16 protein-coding genes, 1 tRNA gene and 5 pseudogenes are annotated in these 21,660 nt (G+C 54.9%); 11 read left to right on the top strand and 11 right to left on the bottom strand.

The annotated features are described in order from the left end of the window. The first annotated feature begins 17 nt into the window (after nt 1–17). Together H7995_RS10780 and H7995_RS10775 are read left to right on the top strand one after the other, a co-directional pair. Nucleotides 18–938, top strand: coding sequence for a MurR/RpiR family transcriptional regulator (locus H7995_RS10780; protein WP_166591862.1), 921 nt, complete (start codon nt 18–20; stop codon nt 936–938). Nucleotides 939–1,096: 158 nt separating this feature from the next. Then, nucleotides 1,097–2,212 (top strand): Gfo/Idh/MocA family protein, encoded by a 1,116-nt coding sequence (locus tag H7995_RS10775; RefSeq protein ID WP_185818349.1) that lies wholly within the window; start codon nt 1,097–1,099, stop codon nt 2,210–2,212. Between the two features lie 217 nt (nt 2,213–2,429). Here H7995_RS10775 and H7995_RS10770 read toward each other — a convergent pair whose 3' ends face one another. After that, nucleotides 2,430–3,317, bottom strand: coding sequence for a LysR family transcriptional regulator (locus tag H7995_RS10770; RefSeq protein WP_166591864.1), 888 nt, complete (start codon nt 3,315–3,317; stop codon nt 2,430–2,432). 129 nt (nt 3,318–3,446) lie between these two features. Here H7995_RS10770 and H7995_RS10765 point away from each other — a divergent pair, with 129 nt between their 5' ends. From H7995_RS10765 to H7995_RS10755, 3 genes are read left to right on the top strand one after another with little or no spacing between them, the layout of a single operon-like run. Further along, nucleotides 3,447–4,187 (top strand): SDR family oxidoreductase, encoded by a 741-nt coding sequence (locus H7995_RS10765; protein ID WP_166591865.1) that lies wholly within the window; start codon nt 3,447–3,449, stop codon nt 4,185–4,187. Nucleotides 4,188–4,220: 33 nt separating this feature from the next. Then, on the top strand, nt 4,221–4,730 hold the full coding sequence (locus H7995_RS10760; RefSeq protein ID WP_166591866.1) for a DUF1097 domain-containing protein: 510 nt from the start codon (nt 4,221–4,223) through the stop codon (nt 4,728–4,730). A 30-nt stretch (nt 4,731–4,760) separates the two neighbouring features. Continuing rightward, the gene (locus H7995_RS10755; RefSeq protein WP_185818348.1) at nt 4,761–5,657 is read left to right on the top strand and encodes an SDR family oxidoreductase; all 897 of its coding nucleotides are present in this window, start codon (nt 4,761–4,763) and stop codon (nt 5,655–5,657) included. 232 nt (nt 5,658–5,889) lie between these two features. On the opposite strand, the pseudogene H7995_RS10750 reads toward H7995_RS10755, so the two are convergent. Next, a pseudogene (locus H7995_RS10750) lies at nt 5,890–6,093 on the bottom strand (integrase core domain-containing protein); the annotation flags it as partial. A 12-nt stretch (nt 6,094–6,105) separates the two neighbouring features. Next, complete coding sequence (locus H7995_RS10745) at nt 6,106–7,155, bottom strand: IS110 family RNA-guided transposase (protein WP_083272172.1); 1,050 nt, start codon at nt 7,153–7,155, stop codon at nt 6,106–6,108. A gap of 374 nt (nt 7,156–7,529) precedes the next feature. Between H7995_RS10745 and H7995_RS10740 the strand changes: the two genes are divergently transcribed. The 3 genes and pseudogenes from H7995_RS10740 to H7995_RS10730 form a co-directional block, all read left to right on the top strand. Next, nucleotides 7,530–8,906 carry an IS30 family transposase gene (locus tag H7995_RS10740; protein WP_198422812.1) on the top strand — a complete coding sequence of 459 codons (1,377 nt, stop codon included), beginning with the start codon at nt 7,530–7,532 and terminating at the stop codon, nt 8,904–8,906. Next, a pseudogene (locus tag H7995_RS10735) lies at nt 8,905–9,201 on the top strand (IS3 family transposase); the annotation flags it as partial. The gene H7995_RS10740 and the pseudogene H7995_RS10735, both read left to right, overlap by 2 nt. Before the next feature lie 10 nt (nt 9,202–9,211). Continuing rightward, nucleotides 9,212–9,364, top strand: a pseudogene (locus H7995_RS10730) (integrase); the annotation flags it as partial. Nucleotides 9,365–9,406: 42 nt separating this feature from the next. Here the strand turns inward: H7995_RS10730 and H7995_RS28705 are convergent. After that, nucleotides 9,407–10,589 (bottom strand): annotated as a pseudogene (locus tag H7995_RS28705) (integrase core domain-containing protein). Between the two features lie 434 nt (nt 10,590–11,023). Between H7995_RS28705 and H7995_RS10720 the strand changes: the two are divergent. Then, complete coding sequence (locus H7995_RS10720) at nt 11,024–11,326, top strand: hypothetical protein (protein ID WP_182344205.1); 303 nt, start codon at nt 11,024–11,026, stop codon at nt 11,324–11,326. A 7-nt stretch (nt 11,327–11,333) separates the two neighbouring features. On the opposite strand, the gene H7995_RS10715 is transcribed toward H7995_RS10720, so the two are convergent. After that, on the bottom strand, nt 11,334–11,846 hold the full coding sequence (locus H7995_RS10715) for a lysis system spanin subunit (RefSeq protein WP_185818347.1): 513 nt from the start codon (nt 11,844–11,846) through the stop codon (nt 11,334–11,336). Further along, entirely contained in the window at nt 11,822–12,202 is a 381-nt protein-coding gene (locus H7995_RS10710; protein WP_182344201.1) for a glycoside hydrolase family 24 protein, read from the bottom strand. The genes H7995_RS10715 and H7995_RS10710 overlap by 25 nt, the downstream gene beginning before the upstream one ends. A 102-nt stretch (nt 12,203–12,304) precedes the next feature. On the opposite strand from H7995_RS10710, the pseudogene H7995_RS10705 reads away from it, so the two are divergent. After that, nucleotides 12,305–13,483 (top strand): annotated as a pseudogene (locus tag H7995_RS10705) (tyrosine-type recombinase/integrase). 79 nt (nt 13,484–13,562) lie between these two features. Here H7995_RS10705 and H7995_RS10700 read toward each other — a convergent pair. Beyond that, nucleotides 13,563–13,637: transfer RNA gene (locus H7995_RS10700), tRNA-OTHER, on the bottom strand. Nucleotides 13,638–13,768: 131 nt separating this feature from the next. Here H7995_RS10700 and H7995_RS10695 point away from each other — a divergent pair. Further along, complete coding sequence (locus H7995_RS10695; RefSeq protein WP_185818346.1) at nt 13,769–15,127, top strand: tyrosine-type recombinase/integrase; 1,359 nt, start codon at nt 13,769–13,771, stop codon at nt 15,125–15,127. 299 nt (nt 15,128–15,426) lie between these two features. Here H7995_RS10695 and H7995_RS10690 read toward each other — a convergent pair whose 3' ends face one another. Genes H7995_RS10690 through H7995_RS10675 form a run of 4 tightly spaced genes read right to left on the bottom strand, consistent with a single transcriptional unit; the run spans nt 15,427 to nt 21,516 of the window. Further along, nucleotides 15,427–18,981 carry an ATP-binding cassette domain-containing protein gene (locus tag H7995_RS10690; RefSeq protein WP_185818345.1) on the bottom strand — a complete coding sequence of 1,185 codons (3,555 nt, stop codon included), beginning with the start codon at nt 18,979–18,981 and terminating at the stop codon, nt 15,427–15,429. After that, nucleotides 18,956–20,233, bottom strand: a complete 1,278-nt coding sequence (locus tag H7995_RS10685; protein ID WP_185818344.1) for a radical SAM/SPASM domain-containing protein — start codon at nt 20,231–20,233, stop codon at nt 18,956–18,958. The genes H7995_RS10690 and H7995_RS10685 overlap by 26 nt, the downstream gene beginning before the upstream one ends. Continuing rightward, nucleotides 20,230–21,009, bottom strand: a complete 780-nt coding sequence (locus H7995_RS10680; protein WP_185818343.1) for a TauD/TfdA family dioxygenase — start codon at nt 21,007–21,009, stop codon at nt 20,230–20,232. The genes H7995_RS10685 and H7995_RS10680 overlap by 4 nt, the downstream gene beginning before the upstream one ends. 3 nt (nt 21,010–21,012) lie before the next feature. Then, on the bottom strand, nt 21,013–21,516 hold the full coding sequence (locus tag H7995_RS10675; protein ID WP_185818342.1) for a glycine-rich domain-containing protein: 504 nt from the start codon (nt 21,514–21,516) through the stop codon (nt 21,013–21,015). Nucleotides 21,517–21,660 lie beyond the last annotated feature (144 nt).

The following is a 21,660-nucleotide window of genomic DNA, read 5'->3' as shown; positions in this document are numbered from 1 at the left end:
GCCAGAAGGATTCCCCAATGTCCCCCACCGATCAGCCGGCTACGACCGAGAGCACGTCCGAGAGCCCTCTTGTCAGCCCCCCGATCAATGCCGAGCGTCTGCTGCAACTGATCACCAATGAATACGAAAGCCTGCCGCGCCAGCTCAAACGCATCGCCAGTTACATGAGCCAGCAAAGCGACCGGATCATGGTCGATCGCATCAGTGACATCGCTCGCGAGTGCGAAGTGCACCCGTCGGCCATCGTGCGGTTTTCCCAGCGTTTTGGCTTCAGCGGCTTCAGCGAAATGCAGGCGCTTTTCCGCGAGGCGTATACCCACAAGACCACGCCGGTGCAGAACTACCAGCAACGCATTCGCAGCATGATCGCCAACAAGTCGCAGAAGGCCAGCGGCGGCGATCTGGCGCGCGAGTGCATCAATGCCACGCTGTCGGGCATCGAACGACTGGGGCTGGAACTCGATGACCAGGCCTTCGACAAGGCCGTGGACCTGGTGGTGAATGCCGACAATATCTACGTGGTCGGCGTGCGCCGTTCGTTCGCGGTGGCCGATTACCTGGTCTACAACCTGCAACACACCAACAAGCGTATCCATCTGGTCTCGGGGCTCGGCGGAAGCTACCGCGAGCAGATGCGCAGTGTGCGTGCCAATGACCTGGTGATCGCCATCAGCTTCACGCCGTACGGCAAGGAAACCCAGCACTGCCTGCGCATCGCCCAGCATCATCAGGCGAAAACCCTGATCATCACCGACAGTAACCTTTCGCCTTTGGCCAAGCGCGCCAATACCGTGCTGCTGGTCAACGAAGGCAGCTCGTTTGCCTTCCGCTCGTTGAGTGCGACCTTGTGCCTGTGTCAGGCGTTGTTTATCGCCGTGGCTTATCGACTGGAATTGAAAGTCGATGAGATTCACGAGCAGGTCGGGTTCGAAGACTGATCGAGGCACTGGCGCCCGGTGCCAAGCGCAGCGAAGAACAGCCACCTTTGCAGGGGAGCGCTCAGCGGCGGCATTTAAATATTTATTCTAAAATTGATAGGAAGGAATTTTTATTCTATAAACAGGCTTCCTGAAAACAAAAACCAAAGGATCCTGTCATGCGCGAACTCGGAATCGGACTTATCGGCACAGGTTTCATGGGCCGTGCCCATGCCCTGGCCTTTCGCAACGTCAGCGCAGCATTCGAACTGCCCTTTACGCTGCGCCTCGCCGCCCTGGCCGACGCCGATCCCGTTCGTGCCCAGGCATGTGCCACCGCTTGGGACTTTGAACAGGCCTATGGCGACTGGCAGCAATTGATCGATGACCCCAAGGTCCACCTGGTCGCCATCACCACCCCCAACCACCTGCACTACCCGATGGCCATGGCCGCGCTGTCGGCTGGCAAAGCGGTGTACTGCGAAAAACCGCTGGCGGTGAACCTTGAACAGGCCAATGCCATGCACCTGGCCGCCAAGGATGCGGGCGTGGTCACCCGAGTCGGCTACAACTACCAGCACAACCCCATCATCGGCCTGGCGCGGGAGTTGATTCAGAGCGGCAGACTCGGTGAGATCATCAGCTTTCAAGGCGAATTCAGCGAAGACTTCATGGCCGATCCGGCGTCCCCCTGGTCGTGGCGCTGTGAGGCCGAACATGCCGGTGGCGCACTGGCGGACCTGGGCAGCCACTTGCTGGGCATGGCGCGCTATCTGCTCGGCAATGTCGAAGCGGTATGCGCCGACTCCCAGACCGTGCACCGCCAGCGCCCGGCCACAGCCGGTAGCCAGGAACAACGCACCATTGCCGTCGACGATCAGGCCCATGCCTTACTGCGCTTTGCCAGCGGCGCGCGTGGCACCTTCAGCAGCAGTTGGCTCAAGCACGGCTACAAGAACCACCTGAGTTTCGAGATCAGTGGCACCCAAGGGACCCTGTCATTCGATCAGGAGCGTTTGAATGAGTTACGCCTGTACCGTGTCGGCCAGGACGGCTTCCAGCGTTTACTGGCCGGGCCGAACCTGCCCGGATATGCAGCGTTCAGCCCGGCGCCGGGGCATCAGCTCGGCTACAACGAGTTGAAGACGCTGGAAGTGCATGAGCTGATCATGGCCTTGGCCGGGCAAGGACAAGCCGGCACCGATTTCGAGCAAGCCCTGGAAGTGGAGCGGCTGGCGACGGCGATTCGATTAGCGGCATGGGAACAGCGCTGGGTCAGTATCCGCGAGGTCTGATCGCGGTCGGCGTAATTTTCAACAGAGTCGGCCAAAAACGCAGTCAGAAAAATCAAAAACCATATTCGCCACGCATATGGCCTGCGAAGCGATCTGGCTGCACCTTTGTCATATTCATTATCGTATTAAAAAAACTAGAACGCGGCAGGTGCCCGTTCGAGCTCACACTTCCAAATAGTGTTACTCGCCTGACACTCACTCCCTCGCCCTCACATCATCACACCTCGGTAAACAACTCCTCCAACCAATCAACAAACACCCGAACCCGCGGCGACATGTGGCGGTTGTGCGGATACAACACGGAGACCGGCATCGACGGCGGTGGTGTGTCGGCGAGGATTTCCTGCACCAGCCCCTGGGCGATCTGCGCGTCCATCCGGTAGCGCGGGCATTGAATGATGCCGAGCCCGGCAATCGCCGAGGCCGCGTAAATTTCCGCGCCGAACACCGATAGCGCGCCCTGGAGGACCACTTCCTTCAGTTCGCCGTCGACCATGAACTCAAATGGAAACAGCTTGGCCGTAGTGCGCGAAACGTAGTTCACCGCGCGGTGATGACTGAGGTCGGCGAGACTTTGCGGCTCACCGTATTCGCGCAGGTACGCTGGGCTGGCACAGGTGATCTGGCGCAGGTTGGCCACGCGTTTGCCGATCAACGCCGAGTCGCCGAGGGTGCCGGCGCGCAACACGCAATCGACGCCTTCGGCGATCAAGTCGACAAAGCGGTCGGCCTCGCTGAGTGACAGTTCGATGTCCGGATAACGGGTCATGAATTGCGGCAGCGCAGGGATCACAAAGTGCTTGGCCAAAGTGCCGTGCAAATCCACACGCAATCGCCCTTTCGGCGCCACGCCGCGAAACGCCAGTTCGGCGTCTTCCAGCTCCGCCAGCAACTGCACACAACGCTGGTAATACGTCTCGCCGTCCAGAGTTGGGCGCACCTTGCGCGTGCTGCGTTCCAACAAACGCGTGCCGAGCCAGGCTTCGAACTGATTCAGCGTGTGGGTCAGCGTGGCCCGCGGTTGGTTCAGGTCTTCCGCCGCCAGGGTGAAGCTGCTGCGCTCGTAAATCCGCACAAACACCTTCATTGCTTTGACTTGATCCACCGTCAACTCCTGGCGTTCGATTGTTGGTGTTTTTTGAACAGTGAAGCCAACTCTGGTGCATTTATCACCATGAGTAAACATGTGAATCTGGCTTCACCCCAAACAAGCCACTACTCAGGAATCACCATCATGACGGCTCAAACGTCGAAAGTTGCAATCGTCACCGGAGCCTCCCGCGGCATCGGTGCGGTAATCGCCAAACAGCTGGCCCGCGAAGGTTTCGCTGTCGTCGTCAACTACGCCAACAGCGCCACCGAGGCATCGAAACTTGTAGTCGAATTGCGTCAGGCCGGGCATCAAGCTATTGCAGTCAAGGCCGACGTGGCAAGTGCCGATGACGTATGCCGGCTGTTCGACGAAACCGAGGCTCAACTGGGCAAGGTCGATGTGCTGGTGAACAACGCCGGCATCCTCAAGGTCATGCCGCTGGCGCAACACACGGACGAACTGTTCGACCAGAACTTCAACATTCACACGCGCGGCACCTTCAATACCCTGCGCGAAGCAGCGACCCGCTTGAATGCCGGTGGGCGAATCATCAACTTTTCCAGCAGCACCGTCGGCATGAACCTGCCGGGCTACGCGGTGTACATCGCGAGCAAGGCGGCGGTGGAATCACTGACCCAAGTCTTCGCCAAGGAAATGCGCGGTCGCAACATCACCGTCAACGCCGTGGCACCAGGCCCGGTCGCTACGGACCTGTTCCTGCAAGGCAAGAGCGAAGAACAAATCCAGACGTTCGCCAAGATGTCTCCGCTTGAGCGTCTGGCTCAGCCAGAAGACATTTCCCGGGTGGTTTCCTTCTTGGCTGGCCCTGATTCGGCCTGGGTCAATGGGCAAATCCTGCGCGTCAACGGCGGCCTCGTTTGAGCCGCTCCCTCCACCTTGAAAGGAGTGATGATCATGAGCCACCCAGGCAACACCACCGCTCGCACTGGGCAATCGAAATTGATGTTCACGCTATTTACCGCTGTCGCTGCCGCCACCGCCGCACTGGCGGCAGGTTCCAGCTTGCTGCTGAGCCTGCCGGTCTGGGCGATGTTCGTCGGTTGGGTCGCATTCTTCAGCCGCGGGTTGACCTTGCGCGATGGCTTGGTGAACCTCGGTTGTGTGCTGATGGGCATCGTTTTCGGCATGGGCGCGGCGCTGAGCATCGGTGCCCTGTCCCCCACCTTCGGCCTGTTTGCTCTGCCGATCGTGGTGTTTGTCGTGGCGATGGTCGTGGTGTCACTGCGGGCCACCCGGACGATGAACAACGTCGTCGCCTACTTCCTTGGCCTGATCGCTTACTTCGCCGCGCACCTAGAACCGTCCCTGGAAAGTTTTTTTGAGCTGGGCGGCGCGGCCGGCCTCGGCTCCTTCGCCGGCTGGTTGTCCCATGCCGTACAGCGACGTCTTCCCCGTAACGCCTGACGCTCCCCTCACTTTGCAGAGATCAATACCATGAAATCCGTCATTCTGATTACCGGTGCCTCAAGCGGTTTCGGTGCACTGACTGCCCGCGCACTCGCCGACGCCGGCCATACCGTCTACGCCAGCATGCGTGAAACCCCGGGCCGCAACGCGCCACAAGTGGCTCAAGTACAGCAGTACGCCGACCAGCATCAGGTCGACCTGCGCAGCGTCGAACTGGACGTCGCTTCAAGTACATCGGTCGAGGCCGGCGTTGCGAAAATCATTGCAGATTGCGGTCGGCTGGACGTGATCATCCATAACGCCGGGCATATGTCCTTCGGTCCCGCCGAGGCTTTTACGCCCGAGCAATACGCCCAGCTTTACGACATCAATGTGCTGAGCACGCAGCGGGTTAACCGCGCCGCGCTGCCGCAATTGCGCAAGCAGGGTCGAGGGCTGGTGCTGTGGGTGTCATCCAGCAGTGCACGCGGTGGTACTCCGCCTTATCTGGCACCGTATTTCGCGGCCAAGGCAGCGATGGATTCGTTGGCGGTATCCTACGCCAGTGAGTTGGCGCGCTGGGGCGTGGAGACCTCGATCATCGTGCCGGGCGCCTTCACCAAGGGCACCAATCACTTCGTGCATTCCGGCTCGCCCGCCGATCAGGCCCGCGCCGCCGAATACAACAAAGGCCCGTACGCCGGTGTACCGGATCAGGCCCTCAAAGGCCTGGCGGCCCTGGAGCCGGCAGACGCGGATGTCGGCGAGGTGGCCGACGCCATCGTCGAAATCGTCGACATGCCCTCCGGCACTCGCCCGTTCCGTCGTCATATCGACCCGTCGCAGGACGGTGCCGAAATCGTCAATGCCATGGCCGACCGGGTGCGGGCCGAAATGTTCCGCCGCATCGGCCTGGAAGACCTGCTCAAGCCTACAATTCGCTGAAGCAGCCTGACCTATAAAGCAGCTCAAGGAACTCCTTGGGCCGTCACCGTTCCAGAAAAATTGATGAGTTTAAGATAGCTGCTTGCTCCACTTCGTTTGAATCTTCACTGTTTCAAGAACATCAGTGCCCACGCTCAAACTCCGCGGGGTTGGCGAAGAGGTGCAGCGGGAGGATAGAGCGCAGGAATTCAAGGCCGTATTGCAGTAGCAGATCGGCGGCAATGTGTAGTGGTCAACTAATCCCGGACACGACGTTAAGTTTTTTCTCGGCCTGAGCCGGTGGCAGCCCACCATTAAATTGGTGCGGCCTAATCCAGTTGTAGCGATGCATCAAAAAATGGCTGATATCGCGCTGGGCTTCCTGCGCAGTTTGATAGCCAACGGTCGGTATCCATTCTGTTTTCAAGCTGCGAAATACGCGCTCCATCGGTGCGTTGACGCTCCTATGTCAACAAGATCGAGCTGAATCGGCTAAATCTGCCAGGATCAAAGGGTATAGCTCCCTGACGATATAGCGTTTTAAACAGCGCTGGATTTCTTTGGAAGACAAACCTTCAGCACTACGACGGGCGACGTAGCTTTGGGTTTTGGGATCACCTCGCATGCGTACCATCGCAATGGTCCATAGGGCGTTGTTCGCAGACCGATTCCCACCTCTGTTTAAACGATGTCGCACCGTTTTACCCGAGGATGCCGGTAAAGGACTGACCCCACAGAGGGCGGCGAGAGCTGCTTCACTTTTTAACCGCTCCGGGTTATCACCTGCTGTCGAAAGCAGCACGGCCGCCGTTTGAGGGCCGACGCCGAATTGTTCACGTAAACGGCGAGCATGTTGGCGAGTCAGGTTTTCTAGAATGACATCGAGCTTTTCAACTTCCTCTGCCAATGCCAGCCAGCGCTTGCCCAATAGACACAGGGAGGTCGTTAAGATGTTCAGGAATTCAGTCGCGCTCCGTGAGCGAAGACGTGCACATCCCTTGGCGCAGTCGCCAGGTTTGGTTTTCCAGAGCCGTTCACGAATGTCTTGCGGGGCACTGACGAGCAAGGCTCTCAATTGATTGATCGCTTGGGTTTTCGCTCTGACTGCGCTGCGCCGAGCAACCGAAACCACCCGCATCGCCTCGGCCACACCCGATTGGGTCTTGGCGATCGCCGTGGCGTTTCCCGAAAGAACGGATCGAGCCGCGCTCTCGGCGTCGGTGGGATCGGATTTCCCCTGGAGCCGGCGTTTGGAGCGATCAGGGCGGTTAACCTCCAGCACCTCGATGCCATGATCACGCAGGACACGGGCTAAACCCGCGCCATAAGTTCCGGTGCCTTCCACGCCGGCACGCTTCAACATACCGAAGGAGTTGGCCCAGGTAACGAGCTTGAGATATCCGCTGGTATCGGTTGTTACCGCCAAGCAGCCAAGCAGGTTTCCATTCGTGTTGATCAAGACCCCTACGTGGGTATCCAGATGTGTATCAACTCCCAAGATGACTTCGTTTTCGTCCATGGGGCTGTTCATGACTAATGCCTCCGATGAGAACACATTACCAACCCCATACGCAGGACAGGACACTCAAGATGCAGGACAAGGCTCCTATCAGGTCACAGACGCTGGGCCCGGCAATGCCAGGGAACGTCAGCGTCCAATCGACAGGTCAACGCAAAGGCACTCTATTGGCCAATCCCAGCACGGGTCAGATTGGGCCGACGCTCTTGAGCATAGTGAACTGAGTATCCCAACAGTTTCCACGACGGCTCATGCTTTGGCGCATGCGGTAACGCCACAACCGCTGGCGAAAGAGTCGGCTTGCATATTGGGCGGATTCAAGCGGTCGTCGCAACACCTTGATCGAGGTGTTTATGGGACGACCCGCAGGATGGATGCAAAAATTGACGGGCCGGGGAGCGATGCGTTCTCCAGGTGCACCCTCACTTCGTAATAAGATCGAGCGGCTATTTTGGGTGCAGATTGCAACAGGTATCACAAGCGAAAAGGCAGCACATGCCGTTGGCGTATCAACAGCGGTAGGTACACGCTGGTTCCGTCATCGAGGCGGGATGCCATTATTCATGTCGAATCACATATCAGGACGTTACTTATCGTTTGCAGAGCGAGAAGAGATTGGGCTGCTTCGAGCGCAAAGTGTTGGCGTTCGTGAGATCGCCCGTCGCCTTGGACGAAGCCCATCGACAATTTCACGGGAGCTGACACGAAATGCTGCTACCCGTTGCGGTCGGCTTGAATATCGAGCGTCAGTAGCGCAATGGAAGGCAGAACTGGTGGCCAAGAGGCCGAAACCAGCAAAGCTGGTCACTAACCCGCGACTGCACCAGTACGTACGCGACCGCCTTGAGGGCAAGGTTCAAGACGCCGATGGTCGTGACATCTCTGGGCCTCGGCAAGCGCCCTTCAAAGGTCGAAATAAACCGCATCGCAGTGACCGTAAATGGGTCAATGGCTGGTCGCCTGAACAGATTGCCAACCGGCTCCAGATCGATTTTCCGGATGATGAATCCATGCGCATCTCTCATGAAGCCATATATCAGGCGCTCTACATTCAGGGTCGAGGAGCTCTCAAGCGCGAACTGGTGAGCTGCCTGCGCTCAGGACGAGCATTGCGCGTGCCGAGAGCCAGAGCGCAGGCCAAAGTGTGGGCACACGTCAGCGAGGACGTCATGATCTCCAGTCGCCCTGCTGAGGTAGAAGATCGGGCTGTACCCGGGCATTGGGAGGGCGACCTGATCATCGGTCTGAACCGTTCTGCGATTGGAACTCTGGTCGAGCGCTCAACTCGATTTATCATGCTCGTCCATCTGCCCCGCGAGAAAGGTTATGGGCTAATTCCCCGCACGAAGAACGGCCCGGCGCTGGCTGGCTATGGGGCTGTTAGTATGGCCAATGCATTGAAGAAGACGGTGACTGATCTTCCCATCGAGCTGTGGCGATCTTTGACCTGGGATCGTGGAAAGGAGCTGTCGGATCACGCTCGATTTACCATCGAGTCCGGAGTAAAGGTTTTCTTTGCTGATCCACATAGTCCATGGCAGCGCGGCACAAACGAAAATACGAACGGCCTTCTACGGCAATACTTCCCGAAAGGCACTGACCTCTCTCGTTGGAGTGCTCAAGAAATACAGGCGGTAGCTCACGTACTTAACACTAGACCTCGAAAAACACTCGGCTGGAAAACACCTGCCGAAGCACTGAATGAGTATCTAAAGTCTGTACAACAATCCAGTGTTGCGACGACCGGTTGAATCCGCCCAGTACAGCAGCTCCGATTGGCGCAGTTTTTTGAAAGCAAACAATTTGGTTGCCAGCATGAGCCGCCGAGGCAATTGTCATGACAACGCCGTGGCTGAGAGCTTTTTCCAGCTTCTGAAACGGGAACGAATCAAGCGGAAAATCTACACCTCACGGCAAGATGCTCGTAGTGATGTGTTCGATTACATCGAGATGTTCTACAACCCAAAACGCCGCCATGGTTTCAACAATCAGCTGTCACCGGTAGAGTTTGAAAAACGTTACGCAATGAGCTTGCAAGGTGTCTAGAGAATCCGGGGCGATTCATCTGTATCAGAAAGCCGGAAAGGATGGGCAGAAGATCGCTGGGCACGCGAGCGAGACCATGACCAAAAACTACCAGCGGGACCACGCCGAAGTGGTATGGACCGAAGCAATTCCGGACCTGAATATCAGCGAAATCACCGGGTAGTTTTGTGTACGGGACAACCACATGGGTTACAAAAAAGTGCATTCACATAGGTGACACTTTCAGCGAAACATAGCCGTTCTTTGCCTCTCTGGCATCGATGCGACCAAGAATTACCGGCCAAAAATAATCGCCCATACATCATCACCAATCATCTCCATTCCTATCGTCTGGTGCCTGAGCAAATGCCCCACGTAAATGCGCAATCCACTTCGATTGATGATTCCACTAAAGTCAGCCAGGTAACACTCAACGTGGCTGGCATACGCCATTTCCGGCAGCTTCTGCGGGTAGGCGCGGGTTGACGGCACGTAGCATGAAGCCGGTGTTTTCTGCCCGAGAGCTTCATGCCCTCGCTCATAATTGTAGTGCTGCATGAAGCGATCGAAATGCTTTTGCTGAGCCTCCCACGCAATTGCCGGTGGCTGGGGCAACGTGCTTTTTAATGTCCGATGCATACGCTCGTGGCGCCCATTCTGGTCAGGCCGGCCGGGTTCAATTCGTTCAGGAATGATCCCCAGCCGCAGCCACCAGATCGACAACTGCGACAACTGCGACAACCCGGCACGACCCGTACTGGCAAACGGCACACCGTTGTCGGTGCGAATGCGCTCAGGCATCCCATATTCACGGAAAACCCGCTCAAAGGCTTGCTGGGTTTCCTTCAAATTGGTACTGGCCATGCTCTCGCAGGCCAGTAAATAGTGACTCGCGTGATCCATGATCGTCAGCGGATAGCACCACACACCCGCCCCGGTTAGAAACTGGCCCTTGTAGTCCGCGCTGAAGAGTTGATTGGGTGTTTCTGCTTTACGCAAAGGCTTGGGGTAGACCGCTACACGCTGGCGTAGTGGCCGAGATGTAATCAGGTCCGCTGCCTTGAGAATGTTGTAAATGGTCGTTTTGATGGCGGATCTTGACCTGGAAAACGCTTTATCAGGTCGTTCTGAATCTTCTTTGGGCCTGGAACCGTCTCACCAGTAGAGCGCAACTCGATAATCGTCTGCCTTATTGCCAAGGGCACCACATAAGTCTGGTGGCGCCGACGGCGGCTACGTTCATCGAGACCACTGGGGCCTTCGGCCTCGTACCGCTCAACCCACTTGTAGCCCGTCTTTCGGCTGATCTGATAGTCCGCACACAGCCGGCTAAAGCTGTGCTTTCTAGACAAATACTCAGCGATAAACATCACTTTGAGGTCCATAGGTTTCAGCTCTTTCCAGGGCATGGTCAAATCCTCGCGAAATCGACCTTGCCAGTTAAAAACTGTTACCTATGTGCGTGAACTAATTTGTAACCCATGTGGGTGAGTCATACCCCTTGCGCGAGTTTTGCGCGGGTTTTGTGTCTGATTTACTCAGTAAATATGGTCGGGACGGAGTGATTCGAACACTCGCCACCTAGCACCCCATGTAAGCGGAAACGTCTACAGCCCGCTAAACACAAGGCTTCGCGCTTGGCGCTCGCTGCAACGATGCCCAACAGTGCGCAACCATATTTTACAAAGTCACTTGGAAAGTCACTGAGCCTTTTTGGCCCCATCTCCGGCGTCCTGCCGGCCAAACACAATCCCTCAGCGCCACATCCAGAAACCAATGAAAATGGAAGGTCAAAATCAGAAAAGATATGGTCACCCCATCATTCTTTGTTCAGGGGCGAACCATGAAACACTTCATCATTACGTACAGAATCAAGCACGACGACAGCTACCAAGGCCGCTATGATGCATTCATCAAGAGGATCAAAGCCTTGTCCCCTGATGCTTTTTGGAATGAGACATCATCCTTCTACGCCCTGCGAACGGAAGAGAGTGCCCAGGAGATTTGCCGGAGTCTGTGCCATGACACGGGCTTCGACTGCACGAAGGATTCCGTCGTAGTCCTCGACACTAGCAACCATGAAATGGCAACCAGTGGGGCAATACAGGATCTGGCACGGCTTAAGGCCTGCGTTGGATTTAGATAACCAGCGTCTATCGAACTGCACTTACTTCACTCACATACGCCTGCAGCGCGATCAATCCACGGTCACCGGTGTCGGTGATGGCGATAATTCTTTGAGCATGCGCTGGGACAAGTCGGGCGCGCGCGGCTCCATGAACCACACCGCCGGCACCGGCTGACACTGAGCAACCACCGGCTGAATCCTCTGCAAGGAGGACTGACAGCCGGAGATCAGCAGTGGCAAGACGATCACGCAGGCGAGCCTGTTTGGTCTGAGTATCACTCATTTCCTTATAGTGGGTTTGATCGAGAACTAACAACCGCTGCTTGAGCGCAAGGCGGCTTTCCTGATTCGTGAGTCCGTGGGCTGAGTCCACCTCGCTGATGGCGGTCAAATCGTTCTGGTGCAGGCCGGCCTGCACGGCCAGTTCCTCACCATAGCGCCAGTCCTGAACCGTCCAGGTGGCACCGCTTACCAGCAGTACCAGCAGTACCAGCACAAATGTACCGACCACCACTACCTTCGGCCACGCCGAGCGCATGACAGCACCCCGCCTGCCATGCGGAACTGCTTGATCAAGTCCTCGAGCCGGTGCTCGCGCTGGCCATAGTCGGCCCCGGGCAGGCGGGCCCAGATGTTTCGGCATTTCTCGGTAGCGGTTTCGATCCGACCAGCATGCACGTCCGGCAGTGCCCGGCATTCACGAATGTGCTGTAGGGCCAGCAGATCCTGGCTGATCGGGCTGAAGTCTGGAAGCTTGAGCAGCAACCGGTAATGCGACCAGTCCTTGAGCATCTGCTGGTAACGGCCGGAGGCGTTCGAGGTCAGGCCCTTGCGGTTGATGACCTTGGACTTGCGGCCCCGTGCAAAGGGGTGATCGCTGAAGTCCTTGAACACCTCCGGCTGGGCGTCCTCCTACGTTTCGGCCAAAGCAATTGATAAAAAACGCGCCCCGGAGCAACAATTGCTCCGCAGCGAGCGCCAGAAAGGAGAGACACAATGGCGCGAAAAACGATCACAGGCCTCTCCGAGAGGAAAGGTATCTGGCATATCGACAAGAAAATCAACGGAGAACGACTTTACGAAAGCACTGGAACTGGTGACCGAGAAGAAGCGGAACGCTACCTGATCTTCAGGCTGGAGCAGATCCGCCAGCAGAAGGTGTATGGCGTAAAGAAGGTCAGGATCTGGCGGGACGCGGCGACTCGCTTCCTGCTGGAGTTCAAGGACCAGCCTTCAATCAAGCTGTCGGCACACCACCTTTCTCAGCTGGACCCGTTCATAGGCGACATGCAGTTGACCCATATTGATGACCTGGCCCTGGAGCCATTCATCAAGGACAGGTTGGCAACCAAGAAGCTCGAGGACGGCAAGGTAAAGAAAGGTGTGAGCAACAGAACGGTGAACATCTCGATCGAGCGTGTGGTTCGGGTTTTGTCGTTGTGTGCCAGGAAGTGGCGAGATGATGAGCGGAGGCCGTGGCTGGATAGCGTGCCAATGCTCACGAAGCTGGAAGAGAAGAAATCGAGTCGCAAGCCCTATCCGATGTCGTGGGAGGAGCAGTCGATTCTTTTCGGGGAGTTGCCGGCCCACCTGCAGACGATGGCGCTGTTCAAAGTGAACACCGGTTGTCGCGAGCAGGAAGTTCGCAAGCTGAGGTAGGACTGGGAGATTTCGGTGCCGGAGCTCGGTACCAGTGTGTTCCTAATCCCGGCTGACTTTGGCGGCAGACACGAACGTTCTGGCGTGAAGAATGGCGACGAGCGCCTGGTAGTGCTGAACAGCGTTGCCGAGTCGATCATTGATAAGCAGCGCGGCCTGAGCAAGGAATGGGTTTTCCCTTACAACGGCAACGCAATGCACCGGATGAACGACTCGGCTTGGAAGAAGGCGCGAGTGAGAGCGGCGAAACTCTGGCAGGAGGAAAACCTTCGCCCCGCTCACCCTGGCTATCTGTCGATCAGGATTCACGATTTGAAACACACGTTTGGCCGTCGCCTTCGAGCGGCGGGCGTAACCGAAGAAGACCGAAAGGCACTTCTGGGCCACAAGAACGGCAGCATCACCAGTCACTACTCGGGCGCGGAACTCGGACATCTGATTGAAGCTGCAAACATGGTATCAGCAACCGATTCGCGTGGACCGGTCCTGACATTCTTGAAGAGGAAGCAGGCGTGAAAAGTAGAGAAGTCACGCAAAAGTCACGCACATGAAAAAGGCCAATGCTGTGAACATTGGCCTAAGTCATTGAATTATATGGTCGGGACGGAGTGATTCGAACACTCGACCCCTAGCACCCCATGCTAGTGAATCCTTATCCAGCGACGTCCCACAAGATCCAATACCCCATCATAACACTCTGAAAATATTGATTTTAACCGCTACCACGGTCCATTATCATCCGCTAACATCCCCCTAAAGCCCATCTCAATTCACTACCAATTCACTACCGAGAGCAAGTGCATGGCCAACATTACAGATAAGGCAATGAAGGCCAAGCCTGGCCAAACCCATAAATGGATGAGTGAAGTCGCGATTTGGGGCCATGGATCACTTCTGGCCCGCATCACACCATCGGGTGACCGCCTTTTCTACTTCCAATACACCAATGAGACAGGCAAGAGATACGCTCTCCCAATCGGAACTTATGGTGCCGGGGATGATTCCGCAACAATGGCTCTTTCGGATGCACGACAGAGAGCAATGGAATTGGCCAGTCTTCATAAAACAGGCATCAAAAACATCCGTGAGCACCTTGAGTCCGAAGAAACTGCACGTATCGCTGCCCGCAATGCCGAACTAGCACGATTAGACGCGGAGCGAGCCACTGCAGAAACCGAGCTAGCCCGCCAGGCATCCCGCAAGAGCGTTGCCGAGCTGTTTGAACACTGGGCCAAGATCGACTTGATCAATCGCAAAGATGGCGGCGCAGAAGTGCGTCGAATGTTTGAAAAAGACATATTGCCCTTTCTAGGCCAATACGCCGTAGCAGACGTGAAAAAAGGCCACATCACAGAAGTGACTGACACCATGCTTGCCAGAGGCGTCAACCGTGCTGCAAAAATAGCCTTCTCCCTTATGCGCCAGATGTTCAGATTCGCAGTAGACCGTGACCTTATAGAACACGATCCCAGCGCTAGTATCCGAAAAGCAAAAATTGGCGGTAAGGACGTCGAACGCGACCGCGTATTGACTGATGATGAAATTCGTAGCCTTGCGAAGAAAGCTCCAGAGGCGGGACTTCTAATGACGACAGAAGCTGCAATCTGGATTGCACTTTCCACCTGCTGCCGCATCGGTGAGCTACTAAATAGTCGTTGGGAGCATGTGGATCTCAAGCAGCGCACTTGGCTAGTTCCAGCTGAGCACAGCAAGAATGGCAAGCCGCATACTGTTTTCCTATCAAACTTCGCTGTAAGTCAGTTCGAGCGAGTTCAGAGCATCAATAGCAGGTCGGCCTGGTGCTACCCAAATACCGATAACACTGGTCCAGTCAACTCCAAGACGGTGACCAAACAGCTGGGTGACCGTCAACGCCAGCCTGAGCAAGGAACAATGAGCCGACGCAGTGCTAAAGCTCAAAGCCTGCTGCTTCCGGGTGGTAAATGGACTCCTCACGACCTTCGTCGCACAGGCGCAACGTTAATGACCGCACTGGGAGTGATACCTGAAGTGGCGGAGCGCTGCCTGAACCACACCGAAGACAACAAGGTGAAAAGGATCTACCAGCGACACAGCTATACAGTAGAAATGACTGCCGCATGGGATCTACTAGGCGAATACCTTAAATCACTAATAGACCCAAAAGTTTCAGATACATGAACAACACTTAATTGAAATGGCTTCAGCCACTCCTCACAGCAATACCGCAATGATTATCCCATAACCGATGAGCGTTCTATGTCATTGCGGTGTCGAAGGCTTAAAGTCGTCGTCCCCTCGCCAAACGCTTACCCACTGACCTGTAAACCCTACGAGATACTGTATGTGGTGAGCGACGACGATACCGACCACTGGCTCCTTCCCTATCGAGAGCTACTTGTCGCTTGATTTCCTATCGTTTGGGACCAACTAGCTTCCACGCAAGCCGGCCCCGCTAATGCAGTACTAGACGGGGTAGATCAAGACTGCTGACTCCCAACAAATTCCGTAATTAGGCGGCCTTTCCGTGCGTAAAATCTAATTTTGTCCGAAAAGCCTTGCATACAAAATGGGCAGGTTGTCCACTTTATGGAGTTGTTGATGTTTTGGGCGGGACTCAATTTTGCCGCATTCCGATATAAGTAGGAGTTGACACCGCGCCACTCGAAGAACGCAGCCTCCGAATCATCACTGGATCCGGCCTTTCTGAACCTGTAAGCCTTAAATCCATAAAGTAGGATATTTAGCTCTTGGTCGGAGAGTGTTTCAACGGGTTGTGAAAAGTCAAACAACCCTTCCTTGGCAAAGCGCTTGATCGTGGCCTTGGGAACGATCTTGTGCACGGGATAGGTCATAAATCCCTCATCTAGTACGGAGCGTGACCTGTTAATCCATTCCCGTAGCGGATAGCTCTGTATTTTCCCGTAACCGTTACAGTAATGGCAGGCATTCCTATATAGGTTAAAAGCGAACGTGTGAGGGAAAACTCGGTCTACCACACACTCTTGCAGACTCACTAAGCGAACTGTGTGATAGGCGAACACTCCATTTGGCCCAGGGGCGATAACCACTCCAGCCCCATTCAGATAAGCAGACTGCAACGAGCCCGCAGTAACCATGAACGACCAGGGATCGGTATCGCAGACAATGGCACGCTTATCGATCTTCTTGAGAACTTCTTGCTGCAGGGATACTGGAACGCGGGGAAACCGCTCCAGCAGAGCGATAAACGGATTGAAAAAAAACTGACACTCTTCCTGTAACGCACACTCCAACTCGTCTCGTGTTCTGTACAAGACAATGTTTTTGTCCGGGATCAGAGTACTGAAAGACTCGCGAAATTTTGCCTCAAGGGCAAAGTTGTCCTGCTTGAGTAGGAGAGAGGGAATCAGCTCGTAACGTTTTGTGTTTAACTCCCTCAACACCTCATCATCTTCGATCCGCAGATCAGTTTCATCACAAGGTATCCGTAGATTGCCAGACACCTCTGTTTCGCTCAACACCTGCGCATGGTTGAGACTGGGGAACACTTTTTCCCTTAGCCTCCCCTGCACCACGGTGGTGTCGTCTTTGATGCCCCTGCCCTCACCCATGTCTATTATGGACTGGCACCTGTAAATGAAATGGGGGTTATGTTCAATTATCAATACGGCCGCATCGGATAGAAAATCCTTCAGCGTGTCGTACAGGTTCTTCACAGCCTGTGGATCAAGACCGCGACAAGGCTCATCCAGAATCACGAAATAGCTGCTGGCGTTGCGGTCCTTTCGATGCGCCATTAAGAATCTGGCGACCTTGAGACGCTGCAGTTCGCCACCGCTCAAACTGTCCGTCTCTCGCCCCAAGCTAAGATGAGAAAGAGAAAGCCGTTTTAGGATATCTACAGCCTCAGTGAGGAAGGCTAATCCGCCCTCCAAAGGAATCTGGTCAAGATCGGCCGCCAGTAGTTCGGTAAGGGTGTAGCCCTCTACACTGAAGAGCGCCACCTCGGATCTGAAACGACTACCAAAACACACACTGCAGACCTGCCCCTCAACATTACCCGCACCTTGGCAGTGATCGCACGCTCCCGTCGAATTGAAGCTGAAATCACTTTCGACTAACTCCCCGCCCTCGCAGCGGGCATAAAATTTCCGGACTTTATCGAATACGTTAAGGTAGGTAGCCACAATGGAATTGGAAGCACCACGTGGTGGAGTGCTGTCCAACAGAATGACATTTTCACCGCTTTTTAGAAGCGCGGGATAGATCAGCTCGCGGCATAACGTAGATTTTCCCGCGCCACTAGAGCCGATAATGGCAGTAAAAGCACCATGAGGAATGCGCACCTGTCCCAACTGCAGAGTTCGCAGGTGGGGGAGCTGAAGTGTGGTATACCTGAAATCAGCTGTTGGCCCCTCAGCCTCGCGTAGATCGTCAAAACCGGCGGTTAACTGAGCATCTTCGTCAACTACGCAGTAAAAGCCGCCAAGCTCCCCTGGACCAGGACCAATCTTAATAGCCCGGTCAGCGATCGCCTGATACATCGGGTTATGATCCACAATTATAATCGAATTATTACACGCTCTTAGTTCAAGGATCAGCCGCAGTATTTTGAGGTTGTCACGGTACTGCAGGTTCGAGGAGGGCTCATCGAGAATTATGAGCCGTCCTGAATACCGATTGATAAGCGCAGGCAGTAGCTTCATCCTTTGCAGCTCGCCTGAGCTCATACTTGGTAAGGGACGATTCAGATCAATGTGATCAATGGACAACGCCGATAGGTAGTCCAACACGACCAGCATCTCGCGCGTGACCTCATCTTCCTCAGTGACCAGAACTCGTAACTCGGCAAGCAATTTGGATGGCGTCAGCCCGAAAAAATAATCTATAGACTTTCCATTGAGGGTTACTGCTCGAGCCTGCCAGTCCAGGCCACTCCCCTCACAGTCATTGCATTTCCCGACAGTGATAAACTGCTGGGCAGCGCTATCGCTACTGTTTCGGGCCAGCTTATCTTTTAATATATTCAGAATCGCGGACTTGTGCTCAGTGCTGAGGGCACAATACGGTTTATTAACATCGAGCCCCTCCTTTTTCAGCAAAGCAACTAGTCCGGACGGCAGGAACTTAAAACCCTTGTAACGTCCCGATGGCGATAGCGGCACGGTCAGAAAGCCGTTTTTCAACGGGACCTGTCCGTCAATGGCTCGTTCAGCATCGTAGTGGGTCACAGTTCCCGCGCCACCACACACGCGACAGCATCCCGAATGTGACGACATCGTTGAGCGCGAAAGCAACAGTTTGGACGGCAGCCTGAAGACCGTTCCGTCTTCTAGCGCCACGCCGTGTTGGTGGAAATCTATCTCAAGGGAGTCATCAATCAAAACCGGAATCGCCCGGCTTTTTTTCAACAGGATCGGAGCATCGTCACCGTCCAAATCGATGAAGACCTCACAGCCGGAAAGCTGTGAAGTCAACAGTTTATCCAGTGCCAGCGGCCTAAGCGCACGCTTGCCTTCCGCTCGAAGGTAAACCTGCTGGACCCCAGCCCTACGTAGCAGGTCCAGTTGGCTACGTCCGATGCCCTCATAGCGGGCAATGCAGCCGAGCAGACGGCCCTGAGGGTGATAGAGTCGACGGAACTGCAAAATAGTCGCAAGATCCGGCTTAGAAATCCTCCCGCCTCGATAATAAATTTCACCTCGGCGAACGAATAGCCTGACCAACAAATCATTGAGCCCTGTTCGGATGCCGAACGTCGACGACGCCGAAGGCATGATGGCGCGCTGGGAAATCATGACTGGTTCGGGCAAGCGCGTAGCGGTCTTAAAGTTAGGGCGCACGCAGTAGTCTAAGAGGTCGTCGCTTTTGCGGCGCAACTTGCTCTGTCGCAGAGCTTCGGCGGCTATGACTCGATTGACCAAGGTGGATTTTCCAGACCCGCTAACTCCGATGATCACAATCACTTCCGCAGCCGCGGCGCAGAAGTCGATGTTCTTCAGATTGTTCTCGGTAATCCCGGCGATTTCAAAGGAGGTCTTGTTCGCGCTCATACAAATCGAATACTTGCCTGATGATCTTCTTATAGGATTGACACATGGGGCTCTTTCCCTCTACACGATAGAGAGGGCAGCCACCCGCACAAATCAGCCGATACTCGCATTGCTGGCAGTCATCGCTCAAGCCAAAGTGTTTTTCTCTGCCTTTTTGAATAATCTCCAGAAGACTCCCATCTTCCTCTAGATGTCCCAGTGGCTTGCCCTTCCCGAACTCGGTATGACAAAAATACACCGAGCCATCTAGGTAAATGGCTGCAGCGTTCTTACCCATTGAACAGGGGGTTGAGCTGGGGTAATGCGTACGTAAATCGGACACAACAACACGCCGGCTCACCGGAAAGCCGCTGTCAACACCAGCGCGCAGTACATCGGAGACTTTCTCCATTGCAGAAAGGAACTCAGCGGGATCGATGTACCCGCCTTTGGCATCTGCAAGGCGAAAGGTGATGTCGTTCTGCACGAGGTAGTCCACTAGATCCGGGACACCCTCGTGATTTTCTGACGTCACGGTGACCATCACACTTGGCGTGATACCCGCGGCCTGCAATCGCTTTATGTTCTTATCGACAACCTCAAACGTGCCCTTTTGGGTGCCCGTGTAGATTCTGTTCTTGTCATGATAGGCCGCAAGACCATCCAGAGAAACTGAGACTGCGATGTCATACTCACCTATAAACTCGATCATCGCGTCTGTCAGCGTTGTGAGGTTGGTGATTAGGCGCAACTGCAACTCAACGCCCTGGTCTGCCAGCAGCTCCTTGAGTTGGACAATGCTTACATGCCACTTATTGAACGCCATCAAGGGTTCACCACCGGCAAGCTTGATGTTCACTGTACGCAGCCCGTTAACTGCAAGCAATTTACTAGCAAGCATGTCAAACAAATCGGGGCGAAAAAGTTGCTTGCTGTTCAACGAGGGGATATAGCAATAGCTACAGGCTAGGTTGCAGGTATCCGTCACCTGCAACCAGAAGCTCAGGCTTTCTATGTAAGGGAGGCTTTTAAAGTAATCGGAGGGCTCTAGGGGGATAATCACTTGCTCGCCAACCAGCCTCGCGAAAGTAGAGGCATCTTCATCCACCTCATCAATCCCCCCCTTCTGCTTTACTCTTTCTATTAGTGCAAGAGAGCGTTCATCTAGGATAACAATATCGTCTCGATGCTCTTTCCTAACAAAGAACACGTTCCCATGGCCCTTGATCTCCTGCTCCTCAATGCCATATCGAGTGTTGAAGCCATACTTCATAGATTGAACCTTATGGTGGCCATTTCTCGCGCGTGCCATTTACCGGCCACACCTGCGAACTCGATACTGCACTCCCCGCGGCGGTGCAGAGCATTGTGATTTGACAGAATCAACAGATCGCCGCGATCTAAGCAGATATCGGCCATGACCTCCATCATCACGGCATGAAGCATTGCCGCAACCGACATATCCGGCGCAGAAATACCCTTCATCTGCCCCTTTGCCAGCAACCGTTCGTGGAAGCGGAAAATGGGTTTCCCATCTAAATCCGACAGGATCGGTTGCTCGAAGCGGCCACGCTCAGCAAGGTCATACAGCAATCTATACTCCTTCAGCTCCTGCTCACTCACTCCAAATATCTGCTGCATCCTTTCGAGAAAAGGCCGCACATGTACCACCTGGTTGCGGCCATAGAGAGGATGTCTGGGATCCGGCTGCAGACAAAGCAGCGCAATATAGGCTGGAGGGTTCGGCTGGAACATAAAATCTGTGTGGAAGCCACCGCCAAGCATCTGTTCAGAAAAATTGGCACTTTCTGGAAGCACGCTGTACTGATGGCAAAGCGCGCCCACCCGGCTTGAGTAATACAGCTGGCCTCCCGAAATCCAGTCCAAGTCACGCTCAAGCCGAGACACATCAACCCCGTATTGGCGTATTAGTTGGAAGCCATTCTCGGCGAGCTCGCATTGGTCCAGCTGCAACGCTTTGTTCGGTGTTGTTTTCTCCCGAGGCCAACGCACTACGCTATGACTGCCAGGATAGTCGCTCGCCGACATGAATCAGGCGCTTCTCAAAACATCAGACAGCCCGGACGACGTGATCGTCAAATCGTCAATGTTGCAGGGGCAAACTTGCGGACACTTTTGCGCGGCGCTATCAGCACCGTAAAGCGGTTCGCCAAATAGTTGCACCCATAGATTTGTGGATACTTTCTGCACCTGCAGCCATTGCTGCCGATTCTCTTCACCCAGCATGCCAAAGTAGGGGTAATGGTGCAGGTATTCACCAAATAACGCGTTGCAATCCGCCATGTAGGCGCGCGTATCAAGAATGTGCATGTGCCAGATTTCGTCGATATCCCCGTTAGGCACCATTTGCAACCCGCCCAGCGCTTTGGTCACTGCCATGTAACGCGTGTAGTTCTGTACGGCCTTTTCCGCACGGTCACGGGTCCACTCTCCGTTTTTGATCTCCAAGACTTTTTCAATGGCCAGCTTAAAGTCCCAAGTTGCCGTCAAAGCCAGGGCTTGCTCAAATACCGCGTTATCAAATTGCTGGGTCACGACGCTCTCCTTTCTTCTTGCACTTCCAGGCGCAAGGTGTGTTCCATTATTTAGGGCATCAAGGCCCCAGCCGCATCGATGCAGGCTAACTCGCAGCCAATGCTAAGCGGCATAATGCCACTGCGCAAGGCGTATTCCTGTCTC

The organism is Pseudomonas kielensis (genome assembly GCF_014236655.1).
Taxonomy (GTDB): Bacteria; Pseudomonadota; Gammaproteobacteria; order Pseudomonadales; family Pseudomonadaceae; genus Aquipseudomonas; species Aquipseudomonas kielensis.
The sequence above is the reverse complement of the archived record's forward strand: the minus strand, read 5'-3'. Positions and strand labels throughout refer to the sequence as shown.